The sequence below is a fragment of the Candidatus Enterococcus leclercqii genome (assembly GCF_009933135.1).
GTDB classification, from domain to species: domain Bacteria; phylum Bacillota; class Bacilli; order Lactobacillales; family Enterococcaceae; genus Enterococcus_C; species Enterococcus_C leclercqii.
In genome coordinates this window covers 158013-173676 of sequence record NZ_MAEH01000009.1, presented here as the reverse complement: position 1 = coordinate 173676, position 15664 = coordinate 158013, and the positions used below count along the sequence as shown (strand labels likewise).

17 protein-coding genes are annotated in these 15664 nt (G+C 45.6%); 8 read left to right on the top strand and 9 right to left on the bottom strand.

Features of this window, described 5'->3' with window-relative positions; all coding sequences use genetic code 11:
* Positions 1–165: 165 nt before the first annotated feature.
* The 6 genes from msrB (at position 166) to BAU14_RS03010 (ending at position 4041) form a co-directional block, all read left to right on the top strand.
* Entirely contained in the window at positions 166–597 is a 432-nt protein-coding gene (gene msrB / locus BAU14_RS03035; protein WP_161898606.1) for a peptide-methionine (R)-S-oxide reductase MsrB, read from the top strand.
* Between the two features lie 207 nt (positions 598–804).
* Positions 805–1413: a Holliday junction branch migration protein RuvA gene (gene ruvA / locus BAU14_RS03030; RefSeq protein WP_161898605.1), complete on the top strand. Its 609-nt coding sequence runs from the start codon at positions 805–807 to the stop codon at positions 1411–1413.
* Between the two features lie 44 nt (positions 1414–1457).
* A complete protein-coding gene (gene ruvB, locus BAU14_RS03025; protein WP_161898604.1) occupies positions 1458–2465 on the top strand; it encodes a Holliday junction branch migration DNA helicase RuvB in 1008 nt (335 codons plus the stop codon).
* A gap of 33 nt (positions 2466–2498) precedes the next feature.
* The gene (locus BAU14_RS03020; protein ID WP_161898603.1) at positions 2499–3071 is read left to right on the top strand and encodes a TetR/AcrR family transcriptional regulator C-terminal domain-containing protein; all 573 of its coding nucleotides are present in this window, start codon (positions 2499–2501) and stop codon (positions 3069–3071) included.
* A 4-nt stretch (positions 3072–3075) separates the two neighbouring features.
* A complete protein-coding gene (locus BAU14_RS03015) occupies positions 3076–3540 on the top strand; it encodes a low molecular weight protein-tyrosine-phosphatase (protein ID WP_161898602.1) in 465 nt (154 codons plus the stop codon).
* A gap of 96 nt (positions 3541–3636) precedes the next feature.
* Positions 3637–4041, top strand: a complete 405-nt coding sequence (locus BAU14_RS03010; RefSeq protein WP_161898601.1) for a hypothetical protein — start codon at positions 3637–3639, stop codon at positions 4039–4041.
* 899 nt (positions 4042–4940) lie between these two features.
* Here BAU14_RS03010 and BAU14_RS03005 read toward each other — a convergent pair.
* The 7 genes from BAU14_RS03005 to BAU14_RS02975 form a co-directional block, all read right to left on the bottom strand.
* Positions 4941–5852, bottom strand: a complete 912-nt coding sequence (locus BAU14_RS03005; RefSeq protein ID WP_161898600.1) for a neutral zinc metallopeptidase — start codon at positions 5850–5852, stop codon at positions 4941–4943.
* A gap of 18 nt (positions 5853–5870) precedes the next feature.
* Entirely contained in the window at positions 5871–7367 is a 1497-nt protein-coding gene (locus tag BAU14_RS03000; protein WP_161898599.1) for a helix-turn-helix domain-containing protein, read from the bottom strand.
* A 254-nt stretch (positions 7368–7621) separates the two neighbouring features.
* Positions 7622–8971: a branched-chain amino acid transport system II carrier protein gene (gene brnQ / locus BAU14_RS02995; protein WP_161898598.1), complete on the bottom strand. Its 1350-nt coding sequence runs from the start codon at positions 8969–8971 to the stop codon at positions 7622–7624.
* Positions 8972–9191: 220 nt separating this feature from the next.
* The gene (locus BAU14_RS02990; RefSeq protein ID WP_161898597.1) at positions 9192–9698 is read right to left on the bottom strand and encodes a MogA/MoaB family molybdenum cofactor biosynthesis protein; all 507 of its coding nucleotides are present in this window, start codon (positions 9696–9698) and stop codon (positions 9192–9194) included.
* The gene (locus BAU14_RS02985; protein WP_161898596.1) at positions 9695–10759 is read right to left on the bottom strand and encodes a sulfate/molybdate ABC transporter ATP-binding protein; all 1065 of its coding nucleotides are present in this window, start codon (positions 10757–10759) and stop codon (positions 9695–9697) included. The genes BAU14_RS02990 and BAU14_RS02985 overlap by 4 nt, the downstream gene beginning before the upstream one ends.
* Positions 10756–11424, bottom strand: a complete 669-nt coding sequence (gene modB / locus BAU14_RS02980; protein ID WP_161898595.1) for a molybdate ABC transporter permease subunit — start codon at positions 11422–11424, stop codon at positions 10756–10758. The genes BAU14_RS02985 and modB overlap by 4 nt, the downstream gene beginning before the upstream one ends.
* A gap of 14 nt (positions 11425–11438) precedes the next feature.
* On the bottom strand, positions 11439–12425 hold the full coding sequence (locus BAU14_RS02975; RefSeq protein ID WP_237580397.1) for a molybdopterin-binding protein: 987 nt from the start codon (positions 12423–12425) through the stop codon (positions 11439–11441).
* A 311-nt stretch (positions 12426–12736) separates the two neighbouring features.
* Here BAU14_RS02975 and BAU14_RS02970 point away from each other — a divergent pair, with 311 nt between their 5' ends.
* Together BAU14_RS02970 and BAU14_RS02965 are read left to right on the top strand one after the other, a co-directional pair.
* On the top strand, positions 12737–13552 hold the full coding sequence (locus BAU14_RS02970) for a glycosyltransferase family 8 protein (RefSeq protein WP_420022071.1): 816 nt from the start codon (positions 12737–12739) through the stop codon (positions 13550–13552).
* 132 nt (positions 13553–13684) lie between these two features.
* A complete protein-coding gene (locus BAU14_RS02965) occupies positions 13685–13855 on the top strand; it encodes a hypothetical protein (RefSeq protein ID WP_161898594.1) in 171 nt (56 codons plus the stop codon).
* A gap of 232 nt (positions 13856–14087) precedes the next feature.
* Here the strand turns inward: BAU14_RS02965 and BAU14_RS02960 are convergent, their stop codons facing one another.
* Together BAU14_RS02960 and BAU14_RS02955 are read right to left on the bottom strand one after the other, a co-directional pair.
* Positions 14088–14402 (bottom strand): DsrE family protein, encoded by a 315-nt coding sequence (locus BAU14_RS02960; protein ID WP_161898593.1) that lies wholly within the window; start codon positions 14400–14402, stop codon positions 14088–14090.
* A 51-nt stretch (positions 14403–14453) separates the two neighbouring features.
* Positions 14454–15626: an AI-2E family transporter gene (locus BAU14_RS02955; protein ID WP_161898592.1), complete on the bottom strand. Its 1173-nt coding sequence runs from the start codon at positions 15624–15626 to the stop codon at positions 14454–14456.
* Between the last annotated feature and the right edge of the window lie 38 nt (positions 15627–15664).

Genomic DNA, 15664 nt, shown 5'->3' with positions numbered 1-15664 from the left:
CTTTTTCAACTTTTTTCACTGTTTGAAACAGTTGCCAATAGGAAAGCCGCTGTGAGGATGCTGTGCTTATTTTTCTGTTGAGATGTTGGGTATTTTAGTGCCAAGCAGAGAATGTGCCACTGGAGGATAGACCTCGTATAATGAACTCAGAAAGGTCGTGAGTACATGACGGATAAAGAAGAATTGCGGCAACGTTTGACACCGGAAGAATTTGCCGTGACCCAGGAAAATGCCACAGAGGCTCCTTTTACTGGTAAATACGATGATTTTTACGAAAAAGGGATTTATGTGGATGTTGTTAGTGGGGAGCCATTGTTTGCCTCAGCGGATAAATATGATGCAGGTTGTGGTTGGCCGGCCTTCACTAAGCCAATTTCTCGCCAAGACATCCAAGAAAAAGCTGATTTCTCCCATGGCATGCATCGGGTAGAAGTTCGCAGCAAGGCAGCCGATTCTCATTTGGGACATGTCTTTTCAGACGGACCGGCTGATCAAGGGGGATTGCGCTATTGTATCAATTCTGCCGCTTTGCGTTTTGTGCCACTGGCTGAGATGAAAGCTGCTGGCTATGACGAGTACCGCAACTTGGTAGAATAGGAAAGATTTAGCCGCTCAAAAAAGCAGTGTCCAATGATGGACGCTGTTTTTTTAGTGAAGGAGAGACAGAGTGAAGTGTGGCTGGGTAACAGCAATTAACTAGGTAAGCTTGACAGGTATCATCGGAATCGTAAACCAACGACGATTTGGTAGCCAATCAGAATTTGTGGTACAATATGGGGAACGTATGTACAGGAAGGAACGTCTATGTTTGAGTATATTATCGGTCGGCTAGTGGAAATCACACCGGCATATATTGTTTTAGAAAATAACGGAATCGGCTATCAAATTGCTATGGGTAATCCCTATCGCCTCAGCAGTAAACTAGACGAAGAGGTCAAGATTTACGTTCAGCAAGTGATTCGAGATGATGCCCATCTTCTCTACGGGTTTCGCCGCCCAGAAGAGAAATTACTCTTTTTACGCTTAATCAGCGTATCAGGGATTGGTCCTAAAAGTGGTCTGGCAATCATGGCAAATGAAGACCACACCGGCATGGTTCATGCCATCGAGTCTGGCAATGTCAATTACTTGGTGAAGTTTCCAGGAGTCGGTAAGAAGACGGCTCAGCAGATGATTTTGGACCTGCAAGGAAAATTGGGTGAGTTCGCCGGTGAAGAGATGATGGTGGCAGGTGTGATGCTGCCTCGGGGAACGGAACCCGCCGATACCCCATTGGCTGAAGCATTGGCGGCATTGGAAGCGTTGGGCTATTCTGCCAAAGAAGTTAAACGAGTGGAAAAAGAATTGCAAAGCCAGCCGAAAGCCACCACTGACGAGTATTTGCGGGAAGCATTGAAGCTGATGATGAAATAACGAAAGACGTTGTATAAACTGTTATCTATTGAAAGGGGACCCTTATGACAGAAGAGCGGATCCTGTCGCCGGAAAACGCTGACGACAATGAACTTAATCTTGAAAAATCGTTGCGGCCCCAATACTTGGCCCAGTATATCGGCCAAGACAAGGCAAAAAATGAACTGACCATTTACATTGAAGCTGCCAAAAACCGAGAAGAAGCCTTAGACCATGTACTTTTATATGGGCCACCAGGTTTAGGGAAAACGACGATGGCAATGGTGATTGCCAACGAAATGCAGGTGGATATCCGCACGACAAGTGGTCCGGCAATCGAAAAACCTGGTGATTTGGTGGCAATCCTCAATGAGCTGCAACCGGGAGATGTGCTGTTTATCGACGAGATTCATCGCTTGCCGCGAGTAGCAGAAGAAATGTTGTATTCGGCGATGGAGGATTTTTATGTGGATATCATGGTGGGGACCGGCCCTACTGCCCATCCGGTTCATTTTCCGCTGCCGCCTTTTACACTGGTGGGGGCAACGACACGGGCGGGGATGCTATCCGCACCTTTAAGGGATCGGTTTGGCATCGTGAGCCACCTGGAGTATTACGGAGACAAGGATTTACAGGAGATTGTTTTGCGTTCTGCTGATATTTTCAAAACTGAAATCGTAGAAGACGGGGCGCTGGAAATTGCGCGGCGCTCTCGTGGTACCCCGCGGATTGCCAATCGTCTATTAAAGCGGGTGCGGGATTTTGCTCAAGTTCGTTCTGATGGCGTGATTGATGGGCAGATTGCCGACCAAGCGCTAAAAATGCTGCAAGTGGATCAGGCGGGACTGGATTATGTGGACCAAAAGCTGATTCGCACGATGATCGAGCTATATGGCGGTGGACCGGTGGGCTTGTCCACGCTATCGGTAAATATTAGTGAAGAAACCGAAACCGTAGAGGATATGTACGAACCCTACTTGATCCAAAAGGGCTTTTTAAAACGAACGCCCCGCGGACGGATTGCCACGCAACTGGCATATGATCATTTTGGCTATCCTTACAGTCAAAGCTGACAAAACAAATCAATCAAATTCGAGGTGAAACCCATGGCAGAAGCAGGTCGAACAAAATCTGAGATTGCCAATGCATTTTTGACATTGGCGCAAACCAAGCCTGTCAACAAGATCTCTGTTCAGGAAATCGCCCATCAAGCAGGCATCAATCGACAGACGTTTTACTATCATTTTTCCGACAAGAGTGAGTTGCTGCGATGGTTTTATCAAGTCGATTCTCTCTGCTATTTGACGGCAGATGAACTCAGCCTGGAAAATTGGGAAGAGCAGGCCCGTAAAATGCTTGAAGCGATGAAAAATAAGGGCAGTTTTTATCAGGAAACAGTTGAAGCGCAACGGGACACCTTGACAGAAGAATTTGACAAAATACTGATCCGTCTTTTTCGCAAGCTCTTTGAAGACGTAGATCAAGAGGAGCTGTTATCTGACAGCGACAAAGAATTTTACAGCCGCTTTTTTACACACGGCTGTAGCGGAGTATTACTGGGCTGGATTCGTGGCGGGTACCAAGAAACGCCACTTGAAATCGCCACCCAATTGTTCCGGTTGGCTAAAGATATTGAATTCTTCGGGTCACGATTGTATCAGCAGGAAATGGAGGAATGAGTCCATGACAGTCAAGGTATTGTTCGTCTGTTTAGGCAACATCTGCCGTTCTCCAATGGCTGAAGGGCTGATGCGGCAATACGCTGACCGACATGGTCTGGAGCTGTTGGTTGACTCAGCTGCCACCAGTCGTTGGGAAGTTGGCAACCCGCCTCACCTTGGCACACAAAAGGTTTTGCGAGAAGCCGGTGTTGATTTCAGTCAGATGCGTGGGCGACAAATTACTAGTCCTGATTTTTATGATTTTGATTTTATTATTGCTATGGATCATGACAATCTGGAGGATTTAAAGGCACTGGCTCCCACAGATGCAAAGGCAGTAATCACAACGTATATGAGTGTCGTCCCAAAAATGCAGACACAACCGATTCCCGATCCCTGGTATACCGGAGATTTTGAAGAGACTCACCGCTTGATTGAGGCAGGACTGCCGTTTTGGGTCAAACGTTTTCAAAAGGCAGTGAAGTAGTTGCAGCTTTCTAAACAGATAATTATCAAAATATCTAAAAAATAAGTTGTTGAATGGCTAAAAATCGGATAAACTAACGAAAAAGGACGGTGGCAAATGGCCGATATTGAAGAGGAGCGTGGGCAGGTGAAGGAGAAAAAGAATCGACTGGCTCCTTTAGGGGAATTTTTTCTCAACACTTCCAATGCGTTGTGGCACGGCCTTTTGAATGAACCGGATCAAAAGACACAACAAGATCGCATCTCAGAAGAAATGATCGAAAAACTACAGGTTGCCGCCGAAGAAAAAAGTATCGTTGTTCTCTTGGTGGAAAAGGCTTATGATCCCGCCCATTATGAGACCATCACTGGTTGGATCTCTTCAAAGGAAATCAATGGTCCGCTGATTCCGGTTAAACTACCGGCAGAATCAGCACCGATCCAGATGGTCCCTTTGGAACGGGTGAGGAAGATCAGCATTTTGGCTAAAAACGGTGTGAAGATCAGTGTCACCCGCGGTTAGTCTACGAAACCTTGTGTAAGTGCCGACAATCGTTCTGTTATCACCATCAAAAGCGAATACTTTCAAATGTGTTCAACAATGAAAAGACAAGTAACCTCTGGCACGTTGCCGTTAACGAACCGAAGTTACTTGTCTTTTGTGCGTGAAAATTTTTTATCAAGTGAACTGAGCGTCCTTCACTATTTTCTTGGTATATTAGTTTGGACTGTTCAGGTGGTAATGAGGAGCTCAAGCTTTAAAAAAAGAGAAAGCCCGTCGATGGTCAGTCGACGGGCGGAGGAGAAAAATGAAAAAGTGTTAGGGTTGTTTGTTGGTATGTCTATATATTACCGAGAAGATTTGAAGAAACTATGATGGAAATGTTCAAAAAAGTCGAGGAAATCACTAAGGAAATCTTATTGTTCATTTGTAGCGCCTGCAGGTGTAAAAGAACAATATAGATAAGCCAAACAATGCTGGAAAGCAAAAAGAGGCCCGTCGATGGTCGGTCGACGGGCGGAGGAGAAAAATGAAAAAGTGTTAGGGTTGTTTGTTGGTATGTATATAATATAACCGGAAAATGTGAAGGAAATATGATTCAAATCATGTGAAAGTGTAAAGAATTCCTACGAAAGTATAAAGAGCTGGTGAGGCAGTTGTTTACGCGAGTATGAAGAGAAGCTGAAATAGCCGATATGAGAAACCAGTACAAAAAAACACCCACCAGTTGGAGGCTGGCGGGCTAAGGAGTTAAAAATGAAAAAGTGTTAGTTAGGGTTGTTTGTTGGTATACCTGTATAATAGACTACAAATGTGAATAATTTGTGAAAAACATTACTTAAGTTTTTAATTATTTTTAAAGCCGACTAATCAGCAGGAATCTGGGATTTTTGCTGATTAGTCGGCCTTTTAAGTAACACTTAGTTCAAGTCAAGAGAAGCTTCGGAAAAGGTATCGCCATGTTCCAAATCACCGTATTGGTAGCCTCGTTGGAACCAAGCCACCCGCTGAGATGAAGTGCCATGGGTGAAACTGTCGGGAACAACATACCCTTGGGCTTGTTTTTGCAATGTATCATCACCGATTTGATTGGCGGCGTAAATGGCTTCCTCAATATCACCAGCTTCCAAGATAGGCTTGCCGTTGTAGGTTTCGTTTGCCAAATACTTTGCAAAACAGCCTGCCAAATAGTCAGCTTGCAACTCGAGGCGAACGCTGTATTGATTGTATTCTTTTTCTGAAACCCGCTGGCGAATGCGCGCCATCTGGTCGGAAATCCCCAACTCATATTGCACATGATGACCAACTTCGTGGGCGATTACATAGGCCATCGCAAAATCACCGGTGGCGCCGAAGTTTTGCGCCAGCTCCTCTTGAAAACTTAAATCGAGATAAACTTTTTGATCACCGGGACAATAGAAGGGACCAACAGCAGAATTGGCGGTTCCACAAGCTGAGCTGACACTGCCACTGTACAGGACTAAAGTTGGGTCTTGATAGGATTTGTCATAATCATCAAAGGTCTGATTCCAGTAATCCTCCAGGTGGGCAAAAACAACAGCAGCAAATTCCTTTTGCTCATCCGTTCCAGTCACCCGTTCAGTGGAGGGAGTTTGCTCAGTAAGCCTGCCATCTTCTGTACCATTCAGGAGAGAACCTAAATCACCGCCGGAAAAGACCAGGGACAAAATGACTAGCAAAATTAACCCGAGCCCGCCGCCACCAACTGCACCACCAGGAAACCTTGAGGGGCCACCGGAGCCACCGCTACCGGCAGATGCTCCCCGGCGGTCCTCTACATTTGAACTTTGACGTTCACCTTTCCAACGCATCCTTTGTCCCCCTTCTCTTTAGCGATTTTTCTCGGTAAAAAGCTTTCTGAGACGTTTGTATAGTGCCACCATTTGGGCTTCGTCTCCGGCGTGATCCCACAAGAATACTTCTTGATTGGGAAAACGCTTCTTCAGTAACAGCGAAGAGCTGATAGTTAAATCGTACTCGGTGCTCTTGTTGCTGTCAAAAGGTTCGGCTTGTACAAAGCGCAAATCTGACAAATAGCGGTAGAGATTTTTGACCAATAAGTAGTTATGTTCTAAAGCGACACCCACTTTGACTTTATCCGCATCTTTGGCCCAATCAAAATAAGGGATTAAGACCTGAGTAAATGAACGGGCCAGCAGCTGAATGGTGGTAGCATTGACAAAGCCGCTGAATTCGCTGCGTTGGCCAGCGTTAGTAAACCAGGCCTCGCTTTTTTCTTCAATCTGTTTCAAATTACGGACGCTCTCTCCAGGACTGGTTACCATCTGCTGAATTGTTGGATATGGATGGTGCAGTACATAATAGCCAAAACTGATGTTGATCAGATTTCCCAAAATCATCGGATGATCCAGAATTTCAGGATTTTCAGAAAAGAATTCTTGTTTGGCAAAGGCCAAGTATTCCTTAGCCAGCAGATAAACAGAATTCGGCCGGTCAGCAAAGTCTTTGATGGTTTGAACCAGTGTTTCATCATTTTCCAAGGTGTAAAAAGGAACGATGTGTGCCAAGAAATATACGTAGCTAGTTTCAGCTTTCGCTTGACGAGTAGTCAATTCGATATCGATCAGCTGTGGCAACAGGTCAAAGTCGTAGTAGTCATTGTCTCTCATTAAAAAATCATAGGCTTTGTCGTATTTCACGAAGTTGTCTTTTTTGATGCGCATGTAAAAAATGGCAGCGAAGAATTTTAGTTCGTGACGACCCACATAGGTGCGAGACAGTGGGAAATAAGCAGAAAAACCTTCAACTAAGTCGTCTGCAATTTTTTCATCCATGGCAAAAGGCCATTCGATTCCGCGAACTCCCAGCCATACAATATTGAACAGTGCCAAGCGGGCGACCCGTTCATCTCCTACCAGGCCGGCTTCTGTATAAGTAAAGCGCAGGCCAAATTGTTTCAGGTACCGTTTTAGTTTGTCAATCTTACGGGAGACAGTCGAGCGGCTGGAGAAGAATTTGACACAGAAGTCATCGATTGTCGGTTTCTCTTCATTCAAAAAGTAGAGGATGAATTGAAATGGAACGGAAGACTGCAACAGCTGGTAGCGATATTCGTCGATGGTGCAGGAAAGATTTTGAGAATCAATTTTACCGGCCCCCACTAAAATTGACTGATGGTCAGGGTTCATAGCAGCCATTTCTTTATCGATTTCTGTCAAATCGATGACGGTCTGTTGGTAATTCAGATTCATGTCAGTAGCAATTTGGGCGATGGGGTAAGCAGCACTTCCCAGAAACATGATTTTTTTAAACAGTTTGAACTTCAGCAACGTGGATGAATCCATCAATAATTCTTCGTATAACATAAAAAAATACCCTCCATTCGATTACTCTCTGGCCACATTGTAATCATTTTTCTATAAATTGTCAGTTGGAAACAGAATTTTGACAAAAAGAGACAGCCCTCAATATGCTGATTCAACGCATAAAGAACGGCTGTCGTCATATTTTAGGTCGGTTTTTCGAAAAAAATGACAATTAAATTTTTTTATTTTTTGACCATTTTAGCGAAATCGGTAAACAAGGCCACGGCGACGGTGAGCAGTCGCCGTAAAAGGGATTAATCACGGGAAGGTTTCACTACAAACGTCCAGATGATTCCCACCACAAAACCGATACCAGCCGGCAGAACCCAACCCATGCCAATATCAAATAAAGGCAAGAAGCGAGCGGCGGTTTCGATAATGGTATCAACTGCTGTTGTATTTCGCAAGGCAGCAGGCGCAGCATTGAGACCATCACAGACAGCGGCAATCAACGTAAAGTAGGTGGTCATACGATAGACCCCCGCCCGATGTTTAAACAACGGACTCAGCAAGGCTAAGAGAATCAGGGTGATTGCCAACGGATAGATGAACATCAGAACCGGGGTGGAAAATTCGATGATTCGCGTCAGTCCTACATTGGCAAATAGGCAAGGCAGGATGCTGGCAATCGCAACAAAGAGCTGGTAGCTGCGCTTGGGAAACAGCTCCACAAAGGTTTCCGCAAAGGCGCTGATCAATCCGATGGCAGTCTTCAGACAGGCGATAATCACGATCAAAGCTAATAAAATGCTGCCGCCAGTCCCCAAATAATAGCGAGCGATTTGAGCCAGTGCAACCCCACCGTTTTCGCTGATGGGAAATTTGCCGAGACTCATTGCCCCCATATAAGAGAGCAAGGTGTAGATGATTCCCATCAAAACAATGCTGACAGAACCGGATTTTATGGTATCCATGGCGATGGCGCTGGGCTTAGTGACTCCCATATTTTTGATGGTAGTGACAATGATAATTCCAAAAGCCAATGAAGCCAGCGCATCCAGCGTATTGTACCCCTGCGTGAAGCCGGTGATAAAGGTATCTTGCTGATAGGCCGGTTGGATAGCGGCTTGAGAAACGGTACCCAGCGGTTTGAAAAAGGCAAAAGCCAGCAAGATCCCCAGCAATATCAAAAAGACCGGATTCAGAAATTTCCCGACATAAGCCAACAGTTTTGTCGGTTTACGAGATAAGCCCCATGCACATAAAAAGAAGGCGAAGCTGAACAGTGCCAGCCACAGGGTATGGTCTTCTTGGGGTAAAAAGGGTGCCAAGCCGATTTCAAAGGACGTGGTCGCCAGCCGTGGCAAGGCAAAAAAAGGACCAATCACCAGATAAAGCAGAATGGTAAAAATAAAAGCATAGGATTTGTTCACCCGAGTCGCCAGGTCATACAAACCATTGCTGCGGGAAACACCGATTGCGACGACGCCGAGAAACGGCAGGCCAATTCCTGTGACGAGAAAGCCGAGGTTGGCCATGAAAATATTGCTGCCGGCTTCTTGACCCATATGAACTGGGAAAATTAGATTTCCGGCGCCAAAAAATAAGCCGAAGAGCATCGAACCGATAAATAAGTAGTCTTTGAATTGTAATTTCTTTTCCATAGTGTTTTCTCCTGAGGTCGTAGAATACAGGTATAAAAATAACAGAAAATTTAAACAAATACAACGATTTTCGAAGGAAGGGCAGCGATTTTGTCGGTAAGGCAGCAATAAGTCTGCCTGCTTACGACGAGGAAACACAAAAACACCGCAAAAATCGTGAGACAGATGATTTTGCGGTGCCTGTTTTTAGTTGGTGAAACGACTGCATTTGGAAAAAAAGTCAGCGGTGATGGTCGGTCTCCATATCGGCCCCTCTGAGAAGGCCCAGAGCATGGGGGAGCTGATCCAACAGGTATTCAAGGGATTCACGAACCGCTTTGGGGCTCCCGGGCAGATTGATAATCAGCGTTTGGTTGCGAATCACACTGACACCACGGCTGAGCATCCCTCGTTTAGTGATCTGCAGACTGTTGTAACGCAATGCTTCGGCAATTCCCGGCACGAGGCGCTGAGCGATACTCAAGGTTGCTTCGGGCATTTGATCACGAGGGGCCAGGCCGGTACCGCCAGTAGTGAGGATGAGGTCAACAGCAAATTGATCAGCTAAACTGGCCATTTCTGCTGCTAAAACGGCTTGATCATCGGGCAAAATATTTTGATAAGTGACGGAAAACTCTGGCGCAGCGGCTAAGATTTCAACGATAGCGGGCCCGCTGAGATCAGGCCGACTGCCAGCTGCACTGCGGTCACTGGCGGTCAAGACGGCGACGCGATAAGGATTAGTCATGATTCTTGCCTCCTGGAAAAATTGTCTTGTGGATCACTTTGCAACAGTTGAACAGCGGCTGTTGGCACATGGAGAACACCTGAAAAAGCAGTGCGCTTTTTCTCCTTTGGTAATTTCCACCACAGGGGTACTTCGCCATCATTTGGCTGGCAGAGGATTCGCCATTCAAAAGGAGTCTCGGTTTGATCCAAAATCTTAGCTTTAAAGCAGTTTTCAGCATTTAAATCAAAAGCTTCTTCAAAAAAATGGGCACGAATACCGACATAGCGAATAGCCGATGTCACGGGTTGGGGAACAGTCAAGGAAAAATTCCAATCCAGAGCCAGTAAATGGTGGTCGTCTAATCGTTCCACGCGGGAAAAATTTTTGCAGCCGGTAAGCTTAGAAGTAGCTAAATAGCGGGGATGATCAAAAATCTGTTTGAGCTTGCCATGTTCGATGCTGCGCCCGCGATTTAAGATTACCAAGTCCTCACACAAACGATATGCTTCGTTGCGGTTGTGGGTCACGAGGATTGCTTCACCTGGGTAATCCTGCAAGAAAGACTTCATCTCCAGTTCGACTTTTTCTTTCAAAAAGGTATCCAGTGCTGAAAAAGGCTCATCTAGTAATAGAATTTCGGGATCAGAAGCCAGTAAGCGCGCCAGTGCCACCCGCTGCTGTTGCCCGCCAGACAACTGCTCACCATATTGTTCTGCAATCTCCGTCAATTCAAATTTGTGCAGCAGTGCCTCGACTCGCTGCCGGTCTTTTTTCTGCAACACGCAAGCAATATTTTGGCGTACGGTGAAGTTGGGAAATAACGCATAGTTTTGGAATAGATAACCCACCCGCCGTTTTTGGGGTGGCAGATTGATTTTTTTCTGCTTATCAAAAAGGGTACGGCCATTGACCCGAATGTAACCTTCGTCAGGTGTTTCAATACCAGCAATGCATTTTAAAATCATGCTTTTTCCGGATCCGGATGCCCCTAAAAGCGCTGTCTGCTGAGAAACAGAAGTGAAAGAAAAATCCAGCGTGTATTCTTTGAGTTTTTTCTTGATGGCAATCTCAATCGTCATCCTCGCACCCCCTTTCCAGAGCGTTTAGTAAAGTAGTTCATAAGAACCACCACAACAAATGAGAAGACAACGATAATCGCTACTTCCCGATAGGCATCCTCCATCCGTCCGGCAGCAACCGCTGAGTAGATGGACAATGGCAAGGTTCGGGTCTTACCGGCGATATTCCCGGCAATCATGGCAGTGGCACCGAACTCTCCCAGTCCGCGGGCAAAGGCCAAAATACCTCCTGACAAGATTCCCGGAGCCGCTAAAGGCAATTGAACGCGAAAGAAGATGTACCACTCGGATAGTCCCAAAGTTCGTCCGGCATCGAGATAATCGCTGTCTACTTGCTCCAACGCGCCACGAGCAGAGCGGTACATCAAAGGAAATGAAACCACGGTAGCCGCTAAGACAGTAGCTCCCCAAGAAAAAGCAATCTTCCATGAAAAAAAGTCCAGAAAAAAGCGGCCAACGGGACGATTGACTCCGAAAATGTACAGCAAAAAGAAGCCGGCAACAGTTGGCGGCAAGACCAGGGGCAATGTCAACAGACCATCAAAAATCATGCGGACACCGGGGCGTTTGATGGAATTGACTCCTTTGGCTGCCAAAAGACCCAGAAAAAAGGTAAGAATCCCGGCGACAGCCGCCGTTTTCATGGATAAAAGCAGTGGTGACATATCCGAACCTCCCGTTACAATAAGCCGCCGCAGCCAAGCTCGGCGATGTCTTCTTTGGTCACTGTGATATCTGCCATGATCCGAGGTAAAATCAAATCAAAAACAGTCTGCGGTGCAAAAATCACGGCGCCAGGCAACCCCATAATCGCCGCACCGGTTTTGCCGTAAGCCAGTGCAAACATCGCTCCCGGTAAAACCGGTGTTCCGTAAGAGACCAGCTGTGCTGCTGCGTCTTTGATGGCACCTGGTGTCAAATCATCGGCATCTACGCTCATTCCGCCAGTGCACAAGATGATATCGGCACCGGCAGCTTCGGCGTCTTTGATGGCTGCCACAATCGCTGCTTTTTGGTCATCGACAAGCTTATGGAAGATGATTTCAGTGGGGAAGTCAGCCAATTTCTGCCGTAAAACAGGTTCAAATCCGTCTTTAATTCGACCGGAAAAGACCTCGCTACCGGTAGTAACGATGGCGACTTTTTTCGGGGTGAAAGGATGCAACGTCAATAGCGGAGGTTGACTGCCAACTGCAGCTGTCAGAGCAGTCATCTGCGCTTCTTCAATGTACAGAGGAATCACCCGCATGCCGGCAGCTGTCTCACCTGCGTGTAATCGAGAAAAATCAGCTTTCGTGGCAATCATCATCGCACCGAAGCGGTTGACTTGAAACAGTCGTTTACGATCGACGGTTAATAAGCCCTCCTTTTGGGCAACGGCTTCAATCTTCCCTTCTTTAATCTCGCTAGGTGCCAGATAATCGTTTGCACACAAGGCATACAACAGGCGGGCAGCCTCTTCTTCATGAAGCATCCCCGGCTGTGCTTCTTCGACATAAAGATGGACTTTTCCCATGGACAGCAAGACCGGAATATCTTCTTTGGTTACCAGGTGTCCTTTGCGAAAACGGGGGCCTTTTTTTTCGCCGGGAATGATTTGGGTCAGATCCTGGCACAGCCGGGAGCCAACCGCGTCTTCAACGTTTACGATTTTCACTTTTATCATCTGCTTTCCTGTTTTGCGCCCATTAAATCATCGATCTAAAGGACAGTTTTCTTCTTTTAAGAGTAGCACGTTATCTAAAAAAAAGACAGCGCTTCCTTATAAAAAATCTGGTTAACTGAAAAAATGTCAGGTGCAGGAAAAGTCCCAATTTGGCTGAATAAAAAACGCTGATACAGCTAATAAAAAGGAGGATGAGAACGAGTGGAACGAATCGCCGCTATGGTGAAATCTAATTGATTTTGCTAAACTGTGTTACAAAGTCATATTTGGAAACACCCCCGCCGAATTGATCAAAAAGGAGCGATCCGCTGATGCACCACAATCTACTTTTTTCTATCAATGATAATTTTTCTACGCAACTGGTGACGACCCTGTATTCTATCCGTGAAAATTCTTCGTTTTCTGAGCTGTCCGTCTACGTGATGCAGCAGCAGCCATTGAAACAAAACGACAAAATCGCTGAAGCTTGTCATCAACTGGGGATAAACTATCATCCGGTAGTGGTGGGCCCTCAGTTATTTAAGGACAGCCCCACGACGGATCGTTACCCGGAAACCATTTATTATCGTCTGTTGGCTCAAGAATTTTTGCCGACAGAGTTGGAACGAATCTTGTATCTGGATGCGGATATTTTGTGTATCAATGATCTGCGGCCACTGTTGGAGCTAAAGATGGGGGAGGCACCTTATGCGGCAGCTAGCCATTCTCAACTGACGGAAATGGCGAATGTCATCAATAAGGTGCGACTACAAAACTATGAAGCGGAAAGCTACTTTAATTCCGGTGTGTTGCTGATGAATCTACCCCAGATTCGCCCTTTGGTTTCACGGCAGGCCATCTTTGAATTCATCGAAAAGAATCGTTTTCAGCTGTTTTTGCCAGATCAGGACGTGTTGAACGGATTGTACGGCGAGCGGATTTTACCCTTGCCAGATCAGCTGTATAATTTTGATGTCCGCAAAAAGATGGTGTATGAGACGATCAGTCGGGGACAATGGGATCTGGATTGGGTTGTCGCTCATACGGTACTGTTGCATTTTTGTGGTCGAGATAAGCCGTGGCAGTCGGATTACAGTGGCCGCTTCGGTGCACTGTACAAACACTACCAACATCGCAGCCCAAAATAGCTTTTTACGAGTGAAAAGCTCAAAAAATGCGAATATTTTTCGAAAATTCTGCGAAAACCTTATGGAAGCTATTTACAAGGGAACCTCCTCATGATATAACCCTCAAAAAGGAAACAAAGAGGTGGACAGCTTATGGAAAAATCAGAGCTGCAAAAAGGGATTACTTACGAGGCAAAAGTAGTAGGGGGCACAGCCAAGGAAAAGGTCAAGATTGTGACCATCCTGGAGAAGACCTGCACAGTAGAGCTGGAGGCAAGTGGCGAGATTGCATTAGCAAAAATTTGCGATATCAGTGACTGCTGACAATTGGCGTGAAAAAGCAATTGATGAAAATTGAATAGCAATAGCAGACAAAGGGTCTGTGACAATAGTTGAGTCACCGTCCTGTGAAGCGAACAATACCAAACGTGAGCCACAATGAAAAGAGAAGTCACTTCCATTAAAAATAGTGGAAGTGACTTCTCTTTTCATTTCATTGTTAAAAATTTCAAAGGCTGACTAATCTTTTTTAGCGGCTATTTTGAGTAAAAGCGGCTTAGGGTTTGATATAAGCATACCCTCGATGTTGGAGTTTAACGAGATCCAAGACACCGGCAGGAACAATTTCAACATTTGCCGGTAAATCTTCTGGGGAAATTCCAAAAGCCTGCATGGCATTGTGGCAGGCGTGAAACTCCACTTGATCTTCTCCTAGCAGGACGGCATTGGCTGGATCTAAATAACCTTTGATGGCCGCACCATTTACTAAAAGGATAATTTTGATGTTTTCAGCGGCGGCTCTTAAATTGTGGATATTTTTACCGGCTTCGGACCATTTGTTTTCTTCATCAACATGAAAAACGACTTTCATAGGCTCACTCCTCTTAATAGAGCTGCTCAAAAATAGATGAGTAGCAGTTTATCAGTAATCTTTTTCGGTAAATTCGGTGTTATGGTATTTGCCATCGTCTCCGAAAAAATGGTTGTAGCGTTGCTTGAATTTTCGGAAACAGAAGACGACAGCGATTTTGACGAGGCTATAGATAGGAATTCCGAAGACCACACCGACAAAACCCAGCAGATCTCCCATCACCAGCAAGACCACCAAAATGGTAATTGGATGAATCTTCAAACGATCCCCTAGTACACGAGGGACTACCAAATCGCCGTGGAGCAGCTGAACAGCAAACCAGACGATGACGAATTTAATCAGCATAAATCCGGAATCCTGAAAAGCGACAAATAGTGCCGGAATAAAAGCCACAAAGGCCCCGATATAAGGAACGATATTCAAGATTCCAGCGGCTAAAGCAATCACTGTAGCAAAAGGTAGGCCAATCAAAAGGAAACAAATCCAATAGATTACGCCTAACAAGATTGAGGCGATGACTTGCCCTTTTAGGAAGGCGCCAATCTGTTGATCAGCGGTCTTGATTAGTTCATGAGTATCTCGGCGAAATCGTGGGGGCACGATATTCATAACGTTGCGGTAAAACTTATTGGGACTCTTGATTAAAAAGAAGGCGATGATTGGCCCAGTGAACAGTGTTACGCCTACCGTGGAAATAGTAGAAAAAATATTTCCCAAACTTTTGGCGCCGTCTTGCCAGTTGTCACTGATAAAGCCAAAAAGGTTGTCAGTGATGGAATCCAACGAATCCATTAGCTGCTGAAACTGGTCTGCCAAAGGAGTATTGTTAATAAAACTCTCTAAGCTGTTTTGAAAACCTTTGGCATACTCCGGTAGTTTGTCAACCAAATCCAGAGTCTGTTGTTGAATCACTGGAAATAGCTGGAAGCCGCCAAAGACCAGTAATCCGACTAGCAGGATATAGGTTACTGCCAGGCTGATGGTACGAGGCACCCCTTTTTCAGCTGCAAAGTCCACTACCGGTCGCAGCATATAATATAAAATCATGGCAAATACTACAGGTGGCAGTGCAGTCCCAATAATTACAGCCAGCGGACGGAAAATAAAGGAAATTTCCCGCAGCAAGAGAATAGTGATGGCTGTCAATGAGATCAGACCCAAGACAAAATAGGACGTTTTACCGCCGAAAAAAGCGATTAGTCGGTTCGATCCTTTTTCTTTCATATGATCCTTCCTTTCGGTAAAGCGATAGCTAATCGTTG

Excerpts from the sequence above, each read along its gene's own strand:
- msrB (WP_161898606.1), top strand. The coding sequence starts at position 166 with ATGACGGATAAAGAAGAATTGCGGCAACGTTTGACACCGGAAGAATTT.
- ruvA (WP_161898605.1), top strand. The coding sequence starts at position 805 with ATGTTTGAGTATATTATCGGTCGGCTAGTGGAAATCACACCGGCATAT.
- ruvB (WP_161898604.1), top strand. The coding sequence starts at position 1,458 with ATGACAGAAGAGCGGATCCTGTCGCCGGAAAACGCTGACGACAATGAA.
- BAU14_RS03020 (WP_161898603.1), top strand. The coding sequence starts at position 2,499 with ATGGCAGAAGCAGGTCGAACAAAATCTGAGATTGCCAATGCATTTTTG.
- BAU14_RS03015 (WP_161898602.1), top strand. The coding sequence starts at position 3,076 with ATGACAGTCAAGGTATTGTTCGTCTGTTTAGGCAACATCTGCCGTTCT.
- BAU14_RS03010 (WP_161898601.1), top strand. The coding sequence starts at position 3,637 with ATGGCCGATATTGAAGAGGAGCGTGGGCAGGTGAAGGAGAAAAAGAAT.
- BAU14_RS03005 (WP_161898600.1), bottom strand. The coding sequence starts at position 5,852 with ATGCGTTGGAAAGGTGAACGTCAAAGTTCAAATGTAGAGGACCGCCGG.
- BAU14_RS03000 (WP_161898599.1), bottom strand. The coding sequence starts at position 7,367 with ATGTTATACGAAGAATTATTGATGGATTCATCCACGTTGCTGAAGTTC.
- brnQ (WP_161898598.1), bottom strand. The coding sequence starts at position 8,971 with ATGGAAAAGAAATTACAATTCAAAGACTACTTATTTATCGGTTCGATG.
- BAU14_RS02990 (WP_161898597.1), bottom strand. The coding sequence starts at position 9,698 with ATGACTAATCCTTATCGCGTCGCCGTCTTGACCGCCAGTGACCGCAGT.
- BAU14_RS02985 (WP_161898596.1), bottom strand. The coding sequence starts at position 10,759 with ATGACGATTGAGATTGCCATCAAGAAAAAACTCAAAGAATACACGCTG.
- modB (WP_161898595.1), bottom strand. The coding sequence starts at position 11,424 with ATGTCACCACTGCTTTTATCCATGAAAACGGCGGCTGTCGCCGGGATT.
- BAU14_RS02975 (WP_237580397.1), bottom strand. The coding sequence starts at position 12,425 with ATGATAAAAGTGAAAATCGTAAACGTTGAAGACGCGGTTGGCTCCCGG.
- BAU14_RS02970 (WP_420022071.1), top strand. The coding sequence starts at position 12,737 with ATGCACCACAATCTACTTTTTTCTATCAATGATAATTTTTCTACGCAA.
- BAU14_RS02965 (WP_161898594.1), top strand. The coding sequence starts at position 13,685 with ATGGAAAAATCAGAGCTGCAAAAAGGGATTACTTACGAGGCAAAAGTA.
- BAU14_RS02960 (WP_161898593.1), bottom strand. The coding sequence starts at position 14,402 with ATGAAAGTCGTTTTTCATGTTGATGAAGAAAACAAATGGTCCGAAGCC.
- BAU14_RS02955 (WP_161898592.1), bottom strand. The coding sequence starts at position 15,626 with ATGAAAGAAAAAGGATCGAACCGACTAATCGCTTTTTTCGGCGGTAAA.